At 71.2% G+C, this 16,727-nt stretch carries 10 protein-coding genes; 6 read left to right on the forward strand and 4 right to left on the reverse strand.

Going from position 1 to position 16,727, the window contains the following annotated elements; translation table 11 throughout:
- Positions 1-2: 2 nt before the first annotated feature.
- Complete coding sequence (locus ACZ5NW_RS22645) at positions 3-998, reverse strand: isopenicillin N synthase family dioxygenase (RefSeq protein ID WP_468745703.1); 996 nt, start codon at positions 996-998, stop codon at positions 3-5.
- Between the two features lie 54 nt (positions 999-1,052).
- On the opposite strand from ACZ5NW_RS22645, the gene ACZ5NW_RS22650 reads away from it, so the two are divergent.
- A complete protein-coding gene (locus ACZ5NW_RS22650) occupies positions 1,053-1,922 on the forward strand; it encodes an immunity 49 family protein (RefSeq protein ID WP_468745704.1) in 870 nt (289 codons plus the stop codon).
- Between the two features lie 7 nt (positions 1,923-1,929).
- Here ACZ5NW_RS22650 and ACZ5NW_RS22655 read toward each other — a convergent pair whose 3' ends face one another.
- Positions 1,930-2,913, reverse strand: coding sequence for a quinone oxidoreductase family protein (locus tag ACZ5NW_RS22655; protein ID WP_468745705.1), 984 nt, complete (start codon positions 2,911-2,913; stop codon positions 1,930-1,932).
- Between the two features lie 108 nt (positions 2,914-3,021).
- A complete protein-coding gene (locus tag ACZ5NW_RS22660) occupies positions 3,022-3,426 on the reverse strand; it encodes a hypothetical protein (RefSeq protein ID WP_468745706.1) in 405 nt (134 codons plus the stop codon).
- A gap of 183 nt (positions 3,427-3,609) precedes the next feature.
- Between ACZ5NW_RS22660 and ACZ5NW_RS22665 the strand changes: the two genes are divergently transcribed.
- Genes ACZ5NW_RS22665 through ACZ5NW_RS22675 form a run of 3 tightly spaced genes read left to right on the forward strand, consistent with a single transcriptional unit; the run spans position 3,610 to position 10,999 of the window.
- Positions 3,610-5,049, forward strand: a complete 1,440-nt coding sequence (locus ACZ5NW_RS22665; RefSeq protein ID WP_468745707.1) for an esterase/lipase family protein — start codon at positions 3,610-3,612, stop codon at positions 5,047-5,049.
- On the forward strand, positions 5,046-10,181 hold the full coding sequence (locus ACZ5NW_RS22670) for a tetratricopeptide repeat protein (protein WP_468745708.1): 5,136 nt from the start codon (positions 5,046-5,048) through the stop codon (positions 10,179-10,181). The genes ACZ5NW_RS22665 and ACZ5NW_RS22670 overlap by 4 nt, the downstream gene beginning before the upstream one ends.
- Positions 10,178-10,999: a CHAT domain-containing protein gene (locus tag ACZ5NW_RS22675; RefSeq protein ID WP_468745709.1), complete on the forward strand. Its 822-nt coding sequence runs from the start codon at positions 10,178-10,180 to the stop codon at positions 10,997-10,999. Before ACZ5NW_RS22670 ends, ACZ5NW_RS22675 begins: the two co-directional genes overlap by 4 nt.
- Positions 11,000-11,018: 19 nt before the next feature.
- Here ACZ5NW_RS22675 and ACZ5NW_RS22680 read toward each other — a convergent pair whose 3' ends face one another.
- A complete protein-coding gene (locus ACZ5NW_RS22680; protein ID WP_468745710.1) occupies positions 11,019-11,159 on the reverse strand; it encodes a hypothetical protein in 141 nt (46 codons plus the stop codon).
- Between the two features lie 120 nt (positions 11,160-11,279).
- On the opposite strand from ACZ5NW_RS22680, the gene ACZ5NW_RS22685 reads away from it, so the two are divergent.
- Positions 11,280-11,465 (forward strand): DUF397 domain-containing protein, encoded by a 186-nt coding sequence (locus ACZ5NW_RS22685; RefSeq protein WP_468745711.1) that lies wholly within the window; start codon positions 11,280-11,282, stop codon positions 11,463-11,465.
- A 75-nt stretch (positions 11,466-11,540) separates the two neighbouring features.
- Positions 11,541-16,646: a tetratricopeptide repeat protein gene (locus tag ACZ5NW_RS22690; protein WP_468745712.1), complete on the forward strand. Its 5,106-nt coding sequence runs from the start codon at positions 11,541-11,543 to the stop codon at positions 16,644-16,646.
- Positions 16,647-16,727: the final 81 nt, after the last annotated feature.

Here is a 16,727-nt window from a genome sequence, read left to right on the forward strand (position 1 = left end):
GGTTACGAAATCTCGCCCACGGTGATCGAGTCGAGCTTCTGCCGCAGATACACGTGGGAGTCGACGGGTGGGTACGCCACCCGGCCGACCGGCGCCGGTACGGACTCGACGAGGGTGCCCGGGGTGCACTCGCCGAAGTAGACGAGGGACATCAGTTCCTCGGCGGGGGTGTCGGGGTGCGGCGGGAGGACGCGGTGCCGCCCCGAACGCCAGCGGTCTCCGGTCCAACGGGCCATCAGATCACCGATGTTGATGGTGAGGGCGGCGGGGTCGTAGGGGGCGTCCTCCCAGCCGCCCTCGTCGGTGTACACCTGGAGCCCGCCCTTGCCGGCCTGGCGGTCGAGGATGGTGACCGTGCCGAAGTCGGTGTGCGGGCCGATGCGGAACTGGCCGGGCTCGGGTTCGCCCAGGACGTCCGTGCCCGGATACCAGTTGATGTTGAAGCCGTACGTCGGGTGGGCCATGTGCCGGGTGAAGAAGTCGGGCTCCAGACCGAGGGCCTCGCCGAGCAGCGCGAGCAGATGACGCTCCAACTCGCCCATCCGCTCCAGGTATTCCTCGCAGAGCGCGCGCAGCTCGGGCACCTCCCGGGGCCAGACGTTCGGCGCGTACCACTCCGCGTTGACGACCGGGTCGTCGAAGGGCTCGTGGGTGGCGAAGGTGAGGGACTCCTTCAGATCGGGAGGGGTCTCGGTGCCCTCGGCGTAGCCGTTGGCCTCCGCGCCGGGCCCGAGCCAGCCGCGCCCGCCGACCTTCGCCTCGTACGCCTGCTTGGCCGTGGCGGGCAGCAGGAAGAAGGTGCGGGCGGCGGCCCGGATACGCCCGCGCAGCCCCGGATCCACACCGTGCCCGGTGACCAGCAGGAACCCGGCGGACTGGAGGGCGTCGTCGACGGTACGGGCGATGGCGGCCCGCTCCTCGGGGCCGCCGCCCACCCAGGGGCGCAGGTCGATGGTGGGGATACGGGGTTCGGCCGCCGGTGCCGGTGCGTGATCCATGGTCACACTGTGCAATGGGGTGGGGGTCATGAGCAACGTCTGTACGCTGAGCCGATGCACGAGGTCGACCAGCAGCGCATCGAGCGAGCCCGTCACGACATAGGGGGCCGTACCTTCGACTGCTGGCACGGCATGCGCTACGGCGACACCCGACTGCGATTCGGGCTGGTGGAGTTGACCGGCGAACTCCTCGACCATGTGGCCGCCTGCACCGTCGAGGACCACGACCTGCGGACGCCCGAAGCCCGTACCGCCCTGCTGACCGCGGCGGAATGCGCCCTTGAGGGACTCACCCTGGGGTGTTTCCCCGGCGGCGACTGGAAGGTGCGTCTCCCGCTCATCAAGGAGACGCTCGGCAGCGACGAGATGTCGTACAGCGAGCGCTGGGAGCCGGCGCACGTGACCACCACGGCCCGGACCTGGCTGGACGCGTTCGGGACGGCGGTGATCAGCGGGCTGGTGTGGGACTGGCAGCGGGTGACCGCGGGTCTGCTGATGGATTTCGCGACGACGATCCATGAGGGAGTGCCGTACTCGAAGCGGGAGTCGGTCTCCGAGCCCGCCGACCTCGCCGAGATGGACGCGCTGTGCGCCTATCTGAACGAGCGGAGCCCGGCGCTGCGCAAGCCATCCGACGAGGAGCGCGCGGAGGCGGCCCGGCGACTCGACGCCGTGGGCGCGCCGACGCCGGACCAGCGGCTGCTGCGGGTGTTGCTGGACGACGACCAGCGCACCTTCGAACAGGCCCTGAACGAGCGGCTGTCGGCGTACCAGGCGGCGAACGCCGGAGCCGATCCGGCACCCCGCAGTCTCCTGCCGGTCGACACGATCGCGCTCGCCGCGCTGGCGACCCAGGCCCATGGGTGGGACCTGGGCGTCCGCTCCGGATATCTGCCCGAATCGCTGCTCAGTGCGCGCTCTTGACGGAGTCTCAGTCCCGGCCGTCGACCCGCAGCAGCAGCTTGCCCGTGCTCGTGCGGGAGCCCATCAGCCGGTGTGCCTCGGCCGCGTCCGCCAGGTCGAACTCGGCGGTGACCGGCAGCGTCACCGTCCCGTCGGCGGCCTTCGCGAAGGCCCGCGCGGCGAGCGCCCGCAGCTCGGCGGGGGCCGTCGTCGCCAGCGTCAGAATGGAGAAACCGCCGACCGAGACCCCGGCGGGGTACAGCTCCGGCTGCCCCACGCTCCACGGCTCGGCGGAGCTGGCGTTGCCGAAGGAGACCAGGCGCCCGAAGGGGGCGAGGCTGTCCAGCGAGGCGCGGAAGGTCTCGCCGCCGACCGGGTCGAGCGCGAGGTCGACCCCGCGCTCACCGGTGGCCGCCCGCACCGCCTTCGCGAAGCCGTCCCCGACGAACACCTCGTCGTAGCCGTACGCGCGCGCGTACTCGGCCTTCGCCTCCGACGACACCACCCCGTACACCGCGCCCGCCCCGGCCGCCCGGGCTAGCTGCCCCAGCACCGTGCCGACGCCGCCCGCCGCGCCCTGCACGAGCACGGTCTCGCCGGGCTGGAGCCGGCCCACGCTGTGCAGCAGCGCGTACGCCGTCGGCAGCACCGTGGGCAGTGTGGCCGCCGCCCGCAGTCCGATGCCGGCGGGAACGGGGAAGACGGTCACCGCGTCGGCGACGACCACCTCCGCGTACGCCCCTCCCGCCGTGAGCGCGGCGACCTCCTGACCGACGGTCAGCCCCTCCACTCCCGCGCCGAGCGCCCGGACCCGCCCGGAGACCTCCAGACCGGGCCGGAAGGGGAGCGCGGGCACGCGGTACCCCTCGGAGCGCGCCTTGAGGTCGGCGAAGTTCACGCCGGTGTACGCCACGTCGATGGCGACCTGGCCGGGGCCGGGCTCGGGGACATCGGCCTCGACGACACCGAGCACCTCGGGACCGCCGTACTCCTGGAACTCGATCGCGCGCATGCCACTCTCCTCCGCCAACGGTCGACGTACGACGACCATCGAAATACGATGAACGTCAAACTACGGTGATTGTCGAACCATGGCAAGAGGAGGCGGCCGGCGAGGTGGCTAACCCGCCGAGCAGAGGCCGTCGTTCGGGCAGAACATCACCCAGGTGAAGTTGTAGCCCGCGCGGATCGTCACGGGGTTCGGGTCGGGTCCGGCGTTGACGTACGACCCCGGGTCGGGCGTGGCCGTGAACGTGACCGTCGCTCCGACCTGGAAGGTCGCGGTGCAGGTGCCCGTCGGATTCGGCTGCGGTGTGCCGCCGTACGGGTCGGGCGTCTCCGCCTGATGGCAGTTGATCCCGGCGGGTTGGCTGGTGATGGTCCCGCCGCCCCACCCGTCGCTCACATACGCGCTCAGCTGGGCGGTCTGGGCGTGGGCCGGGGTGGCGGAGGCGATCGCGGCGGCGGTGGCGAGAGCGGTGACGACCCCCGCGGCCCGCCAGCCCGGCGTTCCGTTCCTACGCATGGGAGGCTCCTCGGAATCGAGCGTGTCGACCCCTGTGACCAGCCTATTCGCGCTCAGGGGGGCCTGCGACTCGTGACGAGGTGGGCCGGTTTGCGTCATTGGCCGGACGACAGGGTCACCGTTCTGATAGTTCAGACGGCGGGGACGGACCGTCTGCGAACGGGGGCTTTCAAGGTGGGCGGAGTGGGGCGCGAGCCGATCGACGACCTGGTGATCGTGATCCCGGGCATCACGGGGAGCCGGCTGGAACTGGACGGCAAGGAGGTGTGGGGCCCCTCGCCGGGCGCGGTCGCCCGGGGCATCGCCACCTTCGCCGGCTCGGTCAAGGCTCTGCGGCTCCCGAAGGACATCGGCGACGGCCACCCCGGTGACGGAGTCGTGGCGACCGGCCTCGTCCCCTCCCTGCACGCGATCCCCGGCGTACGGCCGCTGGTCGACGGCTACAGCGACCTGCTCTTCTGGCTCGAGTCCACCTTCACCCTGCGCCGCGCGCTGCCCGGCCACGGACCGGATGTACCCGTGAACCTGGTCGAGTTCCCGTACGACTGGCGGCTGTCCTGCCGCTACAACGCGCGCCTGCTGGCGGAACGGGTCGACGAGGCACTCGGCCGCTGGCGTGCCTCCGCCCCCGAACGGGCGGAGGCGCAGGTCCGCCTCATCTGCCACTCGATGGGCGGGCTGGTGGGCCGCTACTGGGTGGAGTGCATGGGCGGTGCGGAGGTCACACGGCAGATCATCACGCTGGGCACGCCGCACCGGGGCTCGATCGGGTCACTGGAGTCCCTGGTGAACGGGCATCGGATCGGCCGGGGCCCGCTCGCCGCGGACCTGACGGACTTCAGCCGCAGCCTGCCCTCGATGCACGAACTCATCCCGACCTACGCCTGCATCGAGAGCCCCGATGGCCTGCGCAAACCAGGGGAGTTGGCCGCCGCGCTCGCCGGAATCGACCCGCACCTGCTCGCGTACGCCTCCGAGTTCCACGAGGAGATCGGCGCTGCGGCCAAGGGCAGGGTGGAGCGGGGCGGCTCGCGCGACCTCTGCCTGCCGGTGGTCGGTGTCCGCCAGCCGACCCACACCACGGTCGCCGTGGAGGGCGAACGGCTACGGCTGATCGAGACCATCGAGGGCAAGGAGGAGGGCGGCGACGGAAGGGTGGCGCGGTTCGCCGCGTACCCGGCGGAGATTCCCGTCACGGACAAGTCGATCGTCCGGTCCTCCTTCGCCCACCACAGTGCGATCAAGGGGCATGTCGGGGTCAGGGAGGACCTGTTCGACTGGCTGGCGCCGGCTCCGGGCGTCTACCGGGGATCGCTGCCCGCCCACCCGCTCAGTGTCCGTGTCCCTGAGTACCTGACGGCGGGCGAGTCGCTGCGGGTGGAGGCATCGGTGGCCCCCACACGGGAGGGCTGGGACACCCTCTCCGTCATGGCCACCTTGAGGGACGAGGCCGGCGAGGAAATCGACTTCCGCACCCTGAGCAACCGGGGCGAGGGCCGGTACGAGGCCGCCTTCGACGACCTGCGCCCCGGCGCGTACGCCGTGTCCCTGCACGCTTCACTCGACGACCCCGGCACGGCGGTGACCGCGCTGACGCTCATTCTCGAAGGTGACGACGCATGACCGACCGTGGCGGCACGTTTCTGGCAGTGGTCTATGACGAGTACGAGGATCCGGCCTTCCGCCCGCTCCCAGGTGCGGTCGAACAGGTCGATGAGCTCGGTCGAATCCTCGCTGGTTTCGGCTACCACGAGACGATCGTCAGGAATCCGGCACAGCACAGCCTGATCGACGCACTCGGCCACTGGTCCGACACCTGGTCCGCAGACGGCGGCCACGGGCCCGCCGTCATTGTCTGGTCCGGGCACGGCGAGATCGGCGTCGAGCGAGACCTTCGACTCGTCACCCGCGAGGCCCGGCCGGGCCTCGATGGGCCGGACCGCTTCTACGATCTGGACGGACTCGTCGGACATGCCCTCCGGAGCCGCGCGGACCAGATCTTGATCGTCCTCGACACATGCCACTCCGGCGCCGGTGCCGACCTCGACCCCGGCCATGTCTTCGGACTCCTGAACCGCACGCTGCCCCTACCCCGCACCACTTGGCTCGGTGTGCTCGCCGCCTGCCAGGCCCATGAGCGGGTCGGTGGGCCGCGCGGACCACTGACGGAGACCGTGCTGCGACTGCTGAAGGGCGGGCCATATCGCTCGAACAGCACCCCACAGCAGGACGATTACCGCCACGAGTGGAGCGAGCACAGCGCATGGATCACCGGGGACGTACTCACGCGCGCCGTGCGGGAGCACTGGCCCGACGATGGCCACCGCCCCGTACGCGCCGAAGCAGGGCATCCCGCTCCGATCTTCCGCAACCCCCTTTGGCGTCCCTCATCCGGCCAGGTCCTCGTCGAGGACCTCGTGCTCGCCGCCCGGGGCATCGACCCCACTGAGCAGGGCTGGTTCTTCACCGGCCGCCGACGCGCACTGCGGACGATCACCGACTGGCTCGGCACCGACGAGACGGGGATTCTGCTGCTCACCGGGAGCGCCGGGGTCGGAAAGTCGGCCGTGGCGGGGCGCATCGTATCTCTCTCGAACCCGGCCGATCGTGCCGACTTGATGGCGCACGCCCCTCTCACGGGGCACGACCCTGATCCCGGCCAGGGCAGCGTGGACGCCGTCGTACGTCTTCGGGACATGAGCGTCCAAGACCTCGCCGCCGCTCTCGCCCACCGACTGGGCCTGCCGGATCCGATGACCCCTGCCGATCTGATCGCCCAGTTCGAACACGTGGACATGGGGTGCGGGCGCTGTCCCGTCTTGGTACTCGACGGCCTCGACGAGGCGTCCCCAGGCCAGTCCGCTGCCATCGTCGAGCAAATCCTCGTCCCGCTCAGTCGCCTGTGCAAGGTCCTGCTCGCCTCCCGCGACCGTCCCTTCCGGCGCCATCAGGACCCCGGCGAGGCCCTGGAGGCCGCCCTCACCCGCGCGACCGGAGCCACTGTCCGCATCCTCGATCTCGACGAGGACCCCGACACCAGGGCGGACATCACCGAGTACGTCCGCCGCCGCCTCCAGGCCCACGGCATCGCGAAAGCGGTGGCCGACGAAGCAGCGCCCCTCCTTGCCGGGCGGGTCGGCCCAGGAGACGGCGGCTTCCTCTTCGCGCGCATCGTCGCCTCCCACTTGGCCCGCATCCTCACCGCGGATCCTGACCGGCCCTGGCAGTCCCAGATCCCTTCAGGCATCGCCGAGGTCCTTGCCGCCGACCTCGCCGCCGCCCCCGTCCGGGTCCGCGACGGCCGCGAGCTGCCTCAGGCCGCCGGTGATCTTCTCACCGCACTGGCGTGGGCCGCCGGTACCGGCATGCCGGCCAACGGGGTCTGGCAGACCGTGGCGCAAGCTGTCGGCGACCGTGACACCCCTTACCGGGCCGACGACATCGACTGGCTCCTGCGGCACTACGGCCGCTACATCATCGAGGACAGCGACGGACACCAGGCCGTTTACCGCCTTTGTCACCCCGAACTCGTCACCCACCTGCGTGGTACGACGATCGGCCTGCACGCCGATACGGCCCCCCTCGCGATTGTTGAGGCCCTGGTCGCTCTGACGCTGGGCGAGACCGCGAACGGAGCCGAACCCGAGCTGGCCAATCCGTACCTGAGGCGGCATCTGACCGACCATGCCCTGGCTGCCGAGGCCTCCGGTATCACAGCGTTTCGGACGCTCGTCGACGCCAATCCGGCTGCCTATCGCCCCGATCTGGCGGGCGCGCTGAACAATCTCGCCGTTCGGTTGGGGGAGTCGGGGCGGCGCGAGGAAGCCTTGGCCCCGGCCGAAGAGGCCGCCGAGACCTTCCGCACGCTCGCGCGCGTGGACAGCCACGCGCACTTCCCCAGCCTGGCCAACGCGTTGAACACCTTCGCCGTCCGGTTGGCGGAGATGGGGCGCCGCGAGGAGGCCCTGGGGCCGGTTGAGGAAGCGGTGGGCATCTACCGCGCGCTGGCTCAGGGCAACCCCCGCGCCTACCTCCCCGACCTGGCCGGCGCGCTGAACACCTTCGCCGTCCGGTTGGCGGAGATGGGGCGCCGCGAGGAGGCCCTGGAGCCGGTTGAGGAAGCCGTTGCCATCTACCGTTATCTGGCTGAGGCCAATCCGGCTGCCTATCTGCCCAACCTGGCCGGCGCGCTGAACAACCTGGCGATCCGGTGGGCGGAGGTGGGGCGGCGGGAGGAGGCTCTGGCGCCGGGTGAGGAAGCCGTTGCCATCTACCGTGGTCTGGCTGAGGCCAATCCGGCTGCCTATCTGCCCAACCTGGCCATGGCGCTGAACAACCTGGCCATCCGATGGGCAGAGGTGGGGCGGCGTGAGGAGGCCTTGGCCCCCGGGGCCGAAGCAGTCGCCATCTACCGTCGTCTGGCTCAGGCCAACTCCGTTCTCTACCTCCCCGATCTGGCCGGCGCGCTGAACAATCTCGCGGTTCGGTGGGGGGAGGTGGGGCAGCCCGATGAGGCCTTGTGGCTGGCTGAGGAGGCTGCTGCCATCTGCCGTGAGCTGGCTGAGGCCAATCCGGCCGCCCATCTTCCCGATCTGGCCGTGTCGCTGAACAACCTGGCGATCTCGTGGCGGGGGGCGGGGCGGCGTGAGGAGGCCTTGGCGCTGGCTGAGGAGGCTGCTGCCATCTACCGTGAGCTGGCTGAGGCCAATCCGGCCGCCCATCTTCCCGATCTGGCCATGTCATTGAACAACCTGGCGATTTCGTGGGGGGAGGTGGGGCGGCGTGAGGAGGCCTTGGCGCTGGCCGAGGAGGCGGTGCAGCTGCGGCGCACGCTCGCGAAGGCCAATCCTGCTGCCTATCTTCCCGAGCTGGCCAGGTCGCTGAACAATCTCGCGGTTCGGTGGGGGGAGGTGGGGCGCGGTGAGGAGGCCTTGGCGCTGGCTGAGGAGGCGGTGCACATCTATCGCCCGCTGGCTCGGGTCCACCCCTGGGCTCTCCCTGATCTGGCTGGTGCGCTGAAAAATCTCGCGGTTCGGTGGGGGGAGGTGGGGCGCCGTGAGGAGGCCTTGGCGCTGGCTGAGGAGGTGGTGCGGCTGTGGCGGACGCTCGCGGAGGCCAATCCTGCTGCCTATCTTCCCGAGCTGGCCAGGTCGCTGAACATTCTCGCGGTTGGGTGGGGGGAGGTGGGGCGCGGTGAGGAGGCCTTGGCGCTGGCTGAGGAGGCGGTGCGGCTGTGGCGGACGCTCGCGGAGGCCAATCCTGCTGCCTATCTTCCCGAGCTGGCCAGGTCGCTGAACATTCTCGCCAACCGGTTGGAAGACGTTGGGCGTCGTGAGGAGGCTCTGGCCTCGGGCGAGGAAGCCGTCGGCGTCTACCGCGAGCTGGCTCGGCTCAACTCTGCCGCGCATCTTCCCGAGCTGGCCAGGTCGCTGAACAATCTCGCCATCGGGTTGGGGGAAGCGGGGCGGAACGAGCAGGCTCTGAACGCGACCGAGGAAGCCGCTGCCCTCTACCGTGAGCTGGCCGGGGCCGATCCGGCGACGCACCTTTCCGGTCTGGCCGTGGCGTTGAACAACCTCGCCAACCGACTGGCAGATCAGGGCCGACACCACGAAGCCGTTCAGCGGTACGACCAGATCATCGCCGAATGGTCCGGTCCGCGGCAGGCCATGGCGGAACTCGCTTACCACCGGGCCCTGTTCCTCTTGGCCAACGGCGAGACCGCGGAGGGCGTCGAGGCGTTGTGTGGCCTGCTCGCCCCGGACAGTCCCGTCAAGGGCGAGACAGTTTTGCGAATCCACCAGCGTCTTCGACAGACCGCCGCCTCCGATCCAGCAGTGCGTGAATTCGTCAATCAGCTCTGTGCGAGCGGGAGTTCCGCGACCGGCTCGCCGCCGTGGCTCGACCTCACGGACGCAGTCCTCGAACTGACCGCAGACTGGCTGACCGCGAAAACCTGGGGTGAGTCACGAGACTTCGTCACCGACCACCCCGAGTTGCTCGACGTTTCCTCCCAAGTCGCCTTGCGGGAGTGGTCGCTCCTGGGCGCACCCACCGACCGCCACATCGAATTGCTGGAGCAGCTGCGGTCAGGCATCCCGGTCGACACGGTCTACCGGCCGCTCGTGCTCCCGGAAATCCTGACCGACTGGATCCGGACGAGCACCGGCCCCGAAGGCTGGGCGGCCTCCGCTGCCCACCTGGCTGAGCACTCGGCTGACCTGCTCGCGCCCGATGCGGACGCGGTGCTCGCTGCCATGGGCGAGAACGTCGGTGGTGAGGGCCGGGTGATCGCGGTCCACCGGGCCATCATCGCCATGGCCATGAACGACGGTATCGAGGCCACCTACCGGTTGCTGGCCGACCAGCAAGCCCTGCGCACCCGCATCCAGAAGGCTTTGCAGTCCGCGGACGGACCGGCGCTGGGCTGGCTCGCGCTCATAGAGGAGAACGTGTACGACGCCGCGTGGGCGGCGACAGCGCACTGGCTTGCAGCTCGGGTTCTTCACGACACCCCCGAGTCCGGTCCTCCCGCACCAGCCGCGGCGGTCCGCGCGGCTGGACGCGCCGCCGATCCCGGCCCCGAATACGTCCTCACCGTCATCGCCGGATGGAAGGCACCTGATGCGGTCGACCGTGACGACGCGGTGGCCGAGCTCGCGGCACTGATGGCGAAGCGCCCTACCAAGGCCGCAGCCCTCAGCCCGATCCTCCAAGCGGTCCGCGCCGCACCGTCACGGGAGCACGGGAAATGAGCGGCCCACAGCCGGCGGGCATCCTGATGCTGTCCGCGATCGCCATTCGGCTCGGAGGCCCGGACACCGGCGAGGAGCAACGGCAGGTCGACCTGATCATTCGGCAGGCCCGCTACCGCGACGGGCTGGCCCTGCACACCGCCCAAGCGGTACAGGGCGACGACATCCTCGGTCACCTGCTCGACCACGATCCCACGGTGGTGCACTTCTCCGGGCACGCAAGCGACACCGGCTTACGTGTGCTCACCCCGGACGGCGGCGACGCGCCTGTGCTCACCCGGGGACTCGCCGACCTTCTGGCGGCCGCCGGCAAGAAGGTACGGCTCGTGGTCCTCAACGCCTGTGCCACCGTGGCCATCGCCGAGGAGCTTGCCAAGATCACCGGCTGCGCGATCGGTTACCCCTCGAAGGTGAGCGACCGGACGGCCATCGTCTTCGCCACACAGTTCTATCGCTGTATAGGCGCCGGTATGCCCGTCGGCCCCGCCCACAGAGCCGCAGCCGGGGTGGTCCGGTTGAACGAGAAGGACGATCACAAGATCCCCGTCCTTCGTAACCGCCCTGACGTGGACCCGGACACCCTCCACCTCCTGCACTCCGCTTACCTTCCACTCCCACCGGAACCGGTACGACTCCGTGACGCCACCGACTTCCTCGCAGACCGCCCCGGGACCAAGCGCTACACCGTCCTGGTCACCGGCACGACACAGTCCGAGACGGAACTCCGCGCCGAACTCGCCAGCAGAAACATGAACGTCCAGTGGATGCAGCTGGAGGAAAGCACCGATCAGACCATCACTCCGCCTCCGTCACCGTGAGGCCCAACAGCGCCGCGTGCTAGCGCTGTTGGTGGCGCCGCATCAGCACGTTCACATCCGTCACCGCCGACCAGTCGTGGCGGGCGCGGGCCTCCTCCCGCACGCCCGCCAGATCGCCCCGGCGGGCCGCTTCGACCTCAGGCGCCCCGCCCGATTTCACCCAATGATCCGGACGTCTACGCCGAACACAGCCGAATCTATGATGGGCTCAGGGCGGATGCCCCGTCTGCTCGCGAATTCGCTGCTCTGGTCGGCAGGTTGATGGAGGAGTACGGCGACGATGAACTGGATCAAGAGCAGCCACAGCGACGACGACTCCGGCAACTGCCTGGAAGTCGCCCGAGAGTTCAGATCCGCCGTCCCCATACGTGACAGCAAACTGCCCGACGGCCCGACAGTGATCGTGGGCCGAGTCGCCTGGTCCGCCTTCCTCGCAGAGGTGGTCCGTGGGCACACCGTTGCGTGACCCGGGGCCCGTTCGCCGCCGACCTCACCGCCTTCAGCCGCAGCCTGCGCTCACCCTCATCCTCGAAGGCACCCTATGACCGACCAGCTCCCCGGAACCGACCTGAGAGGCACCTTCCTGGCCGTCGTCTTCGACGAGTACCGGGACCCGGCCTTCCGCCCGCTCAAGGGCGCGGACGACCAGGTCACGGAACTCGGCCAGGTCCTCGCCGGGTTCGGCTACCACGGGACCGTCGTGCGGAACCCGGGACAGGGCGACCTGATCGAGGCGCTCGACGACTGGTCCGACACCTGGTCCGAGACCGGTGGGCACGGCCCGGCCGTCATCGCCTGGTCCGGGCACGGCGAGATCGACGGCGGGAATGACCTCCGGCTCATCACCTACGGGACGCGGAAGGGCCTCGCCAACAAGGACCGGTACTACTCCCCGGACCGTCTCGCGAGCCAGGCCCTGACCAGCCGCGCCGACCAGATCCTGATCCTCCTCGACACCTGCCACTCGGGCGCGGGCGCCCTCCCCGCCCTCGACCACGCCCTCGGCGTCTGGGAGAACCGGACCCTGCCCGAGCCCCGCACGGCCTGGATCGGCGTGCTGGCCGCCTGCCAGGCCCACGAGAGGGCGGCGGGAGCGCGCGGACAGCTCCTGGAGACGGTGCTGCGGCTGCTGAGGGACGGGCCCTACCGGTCCAACGGCACCGGCAACGGCACCTCGCGGCGGGGCGGCTACCGGCACGAGTGGAGCGTGCGCAACGAGGGCATCACCGGGGAGACCCTCGCCCTCGCCGTACTGGAGGACTGGCCCGACAACGGGCAGCTCCCCGTGCGCGCCTCCACCGGCCGTCCCGCCCCGCTCTTCCGCAACCCCCTGTGGCGCCCGGAATCCGGCGAGGCCCTCGTCGAACACCTCGTGCTGGCCGCGCGCGGCATCGACCCCACCGAGGAGGGCTGGTTCTTCACCGGCCGCCGCCGCGCCCTGCGGGAGATCACCGACTGGCTCGCCACCGGCGCCACGGGGATGCTGCTGCTGACGGGCAGCGCGGGCGCCGGCAAGTCCGCCGTCGCCGGCCGCGTCGCCGCCCTCTCCGACCGGACCGAACGCGCCGCCCTGATGCGGCACGCCCCGCTCACCGACGAGGACCCCGACCCCGGCGAGGACAGCGTGGACGCGGCGGTGCACCTGCGGGGCATGGCCGTGCCGGACCTCGCCGACGCCCTCGCCTACCGGCTGGGCCTGCCCGAGCCCAAGACCCCGGCCGACCTCATCGCCCAGCTGGAACGCGCGCAGACGCCCGGCGGGCGCGCCCATGTCCTCGTCCTCGACGGCCTCGACGAGGCGGCCCCGGGCCAGTCGGCCGCGATCGCCGAACAGCTCCTCGTCCCCCTCAGCCGTCTGTGCACCGTCCTGCTGGCCTCCCGCGACCGCCCGTTCCAGCCCCACCGCGAACCCGGCGAGACCCTGGAGGCCGCCCTCACCCGCACCGCCGGCGCCGCCGTCCGCGTCCTCGACCTCGACGAGGACGGTGACACGCTGACCGACATCACCACGTACGTACGCCGCCGCCTCCTGGCCGACGGTGTCCCGCAGCCGACCGCCGACGACATCGCCCCGGTCCTCGCGGAACGCGCCGGCACGGCCGGCGGCGGCTTCCTCTTCGCCCGCATCGTGGCCTCGCGGCTGGCCCGCTCCCTGTCCGCCGACCCCGGCCGCCCCTGGCGGGACCAGATCCCGGCGGGCATCGCCGAGGCCCTGGCCGTCGACCTGGCCGCCGCCCCCGCCCTGGTCCGCGACGGCCGGGAGCACCCCGACGCGGCGGGCGACCTCCTCATGGCCCTCGCCTGGGCGGCGGGCAACGGCATGCCCGCGCACGGCGTGTGGCAGACGGCGGCCCAGGCCGTGGGGGGCCGCGAGACCCCCTACGAGGCCGAGGACATCGACTGGCTGCTCCAGCACTACGGCCGGTACATCGTCGAGGACAGCGACGGCCGCCAGGCCGTGTACCGGCTCTACCACCGCGAACTCGTCACGTATCTGCGCGGTACGGCGACTGACCGGGCCGGCGATCCACCCGCGCTCGCCATCGTGCGCGCCCTGGTCGCCCTCACCCTCGACCAGACCGGCGGCGGGGCCGAGCCCGAACTGGCCAACCCCTACCTGCGCCTGCACCTGCCCGACCACGCCCTGCACGCCGGCGGCCCCGGCATCACCGCCCTGCGGTCGCTTGTGGAGGCCAACGAGGCGTATCTGCCCACCCTGGCCGCCGCGCTGATGAGTCGCACCAACCAGCTGGCGGCGGCCGGACGTCATCTGGACGCTCTGGGGCCGGCACAGGAAGCGGTGGACATCCTCCGGACCCTCGGCGAGGCGAGCCCCGACGCCGACCGGCATCTGCCCCTGCTGGCCGCCGCGCTGAGCAATCTCTCCATCGCGTTGGCGGAGACGGGGCGGCGCAGGGAGATCCTGGCCCCGTCGGAGGAGGCCGTCGGGATCTACCGGGTGCTCGCGGCGGCGGACGGCGACGCCTACCTGCCCGGCCTGGCCAGCGCGTTGAACAATTTCTCCATCCATCTGGGCAAGGTGGGGCGGCGTCAGGACGCCCTGGACGCGGCCGAGGAGTCCGTACGGCTGCACCGGGCGGTCTGCGAGGCCAACCCGGAGGCGTACCTCCCCGACCTGGCCAATGGGTTGAACAACCTCGCCAACCGGCTCGGGGAGACGGGACGGTTCAAGGACGCCCTGGCTCCGGCCGAGGAGGCCGTCCGGCTGTACCGGGCGCTCGCCGTGACCAACCCGGACGCCTACCTCCCGCGCCTGGCCCACGTGTTGAACAACTTCGCCATCCAGCTGTCGGTGGTGGGGCGGCATCAGGAAGCCCTGGCCCCGGCACAGGAAGCCGTCGGCATCTTCCGGACGCTCGTCGAGGCCGCGCCCGACGCCCATCTGCACGGCCTCGCCACGGCCTTGACCAACTGTGCCAACCGGCTGTCGGTGGTGGGGCTGCATGAGGAAGCTCTGGCCCCGGCACAGGAAGCGGTCGACATCTGCCGCGCGCTGACCGAGATCAACCCGGAGGCACACCGACCCGTCCTGGCCAGCGCGTTGAGCAACTTCTCCATCAAGCTGGCGGAGGTCGGGCGGCGTCAGGAGGCGCTGGCCCCGGCCGAGGAGTCCGTGCGGCTGCGCCGTGCCCTGGTCGAGGACGAGCCCGACGCCCACCTCCCCGGTCTGGCCATGGAACTCAACACCCTTGCCAACCGCCTGTCGGAGGCGGGCCGGCGTCAGGAGGCCGTCGCCCACGCCGCGAAATCCGTCGACATCTTCCAGGGGCTCGTCGGGGCCAGCCGCGACGCCCATCTCCCTCAGCTGGCCGTGGCGCTGAACAACCTCGCCGACCACCTGTCGGAAGTGGGCCGGACCCAGGAGGCCCTGGCACCGGCCGAGGAGTCCGTACGGCTGCACCGCGCGCTCGCCGAGGCAAACGAGCAGGCGTACCTTCCCGGGCTGGCGAGGGCGCTGAACTCCCTCGCCAACCGGTTGTCGGAGGCGGGCCGGAGCCAGGAGGCCCTGGCGTGCGCCGAGGAGTCCGTACGGCTGCACCGCGCGCTCGTCGTGTCCGACGGGCCGGTGTACCTCCCCTATCTGGCCATGGCGCTGAACACCCTCGCGGTCCGGCTGGCGGAGGCGGGGAGGGGCCAGGAGGCTCTGGCTCCCGTCGAAGAAGCCGTCGAGATCTACCGTGCGCTCTTCGCTGCGAGCCCCGATGCCTACCTCCCCGATCTGGCCATGGCGGTGAACAGCCTCGCGGTCCAGCTGTCGGAGGCGGGGCGCGGTGGGGAAGCCCTGCCTCTCGCCGAAGAGGCCGTCGACCTGTGCCGTGCGCTCTGCCAGGTCAGCCCCGACGCCCATCGCGCGAGTCTGGCCATGACACTGACCAACCTCGCCGTGCAGCTCGGCGAGGCTGGGCGCCGCGAGGAAGCCCTGGACCGGGCCGGGGAAGCGATCGCCATCCTCCGTGAGCTCGTGGCGGCCACTCCCGACGCCCACTTCCGCGACCTGGTCACGACCCTGACGGTCCTCGCCGACGACCTGTCGGAAGCGGGTCGGTTCCAGGAAGCGCTCCAGTCCTACGACGAGATCATCGGCGAGTGGCCCGGCGCACCCGAGTCGGCGGCCGAACTCCGGTACTACCGCGCCCAGTTCCTGCTGAGGTGGGGCCGAACGGCCGCCGGCAGCGAGGCCCTGTGTCACCTGCTCGGCCCGGGCAGCCCCGTCGGCGGCGACACCGTGTTCCGGATCCACCGGGAACTGCGGGCGGCCGCCGCGAAGGACTCGGCGGTGCGCGACATCGTCGCCCGGCTGTGCGCGGACCCGAGCGCCGCCCCCGAGCCGCCGTTCTGGCTCGACCTCCCCGAGACCGCCCTCCAGCTGACCGCGGACTGGCTCGACACGAGCACCTGGGACGAGTCACGGGACTTCGTCACCACCCACCCCGCCCTGCTCGACGGCACGGCCCACGCCGCCCTGCGGGAGTGGTCCCTCCTGGGCGGACCCGCCGGCCTCCACATCCAGCTGCTGGAACAGCTGATGTCCGGTGTCCCGGTGGACACGGCCTACCGTTCGCTCGTGCTGTCGGAGAGCCTGATCGCGTGGATCAGCAGTGGCGCCGGGGGCTGGGACGCCTCGGCGGAGCACCTGGCCGAGCACGCGGCGGATCTGCTCGCCCCCGACACGGACGAGGCCCTGGCCGAACTGGCGGCCCTGAACGGCGACAGCCGAGTGATCACCGTCCACCGTGCGATCGCGGCGATGGCCATGACCGAGGGCATCGAAGCCGCCTACCGGCTCCTCGACGACCGCCAAGCTCTGCACGACCGCGTCCGGGCGGGTCTGGAGGCGGCGGACGGACCGGTGCTGAGCCTGCTCGCGATCATCGAGGAGTGCGTGTACGAGGCTCCCTGGCCGGCCGCGGTGCACCGGCTGGCGGCCCAGGCCCTCGACACCACCCCCGAAGCCGAGGCCCCCGACATCGCACCGGCCCGGATCCTCGCCACCGCCGCCCAGGAGAAGGCCCCCGACGCCGACGACCGCAACCGGGCGGTCGCCGAACTGGCGGCCCTGATGTCGGCCCGCCCCGACCGGGCCGCCGCCCTGGGCGAAGTCCTCCGGGCGGCCCTCACCGCATAACGCGGCGCCGGCCGTGACGCCGACCTGCGCCCATCGGCGGCCCCGATGCCCCCATCGGCAGAACGCCCCAGCAGCGCGTGG

The sequence above is a fragment of the Streptomyces sp. NPDC032126 genome (assembly GCF_055580085.1).

Coding starts and splice junctions, on each gene's coding strand:
- ACZ5NW_RS22645 (WP_468745703.1), bottom strand. CDS start 998: ATGGATCACGCACCGGCACCGGCGGCCGAACCCCGTATCCCCACCATC.
- ACZ5NW_RS22650 (WP_468745704.1), top strand. CDS start 1,053: ATGCACGAGGTCGACCAGCAGCGCATCGAGCGAGCCCGTCACGACATA.
- ACZ5NW_RS22655 (WP_468745705.1), bottom strand. CDS start 2,913: ATGCGCGCGATCGAGTTCCAGGAGTACGGCGGTCCCGAGGTGCTCGGT.
- ACZ5NW_RS22660 (WP_468745706.1), bottom strand. CDS start 3,426: ATGCGTAGGAACGGAACGCCGGGCTGGCGGGCCGCGGGGGTCGTCACC.
- ACZ5NW_RS22670 (WP_468745708.1), top strand. CDS start 5,046: ATGACCGACCGTGGCGGCACGTTTCTGGCAGTGGTCTATGACGAGTAC.
- ACZ5NW_RS22675 (WP_468745709.1), top strand. CDS start 10,178: ATGAGCGGCCCACAGCCGGCGGGCATCCTGATGCTGTCCGCGATCGCC.
- ACZ5NW_RS22685 (WP_468745711.1), top strand. CDS start 11,280: ATGAACTGGATCAAGAGCAGCCACAGCGACGACGACTCCGGCAACTGC.
- ACZ5NW_RS22690 (WP_468745712.1), top strand. CDS start 11,541: ATGACCGACCAGCTCCCCGGAACCGACCTGAGAGGCACCTTCCTGGCC.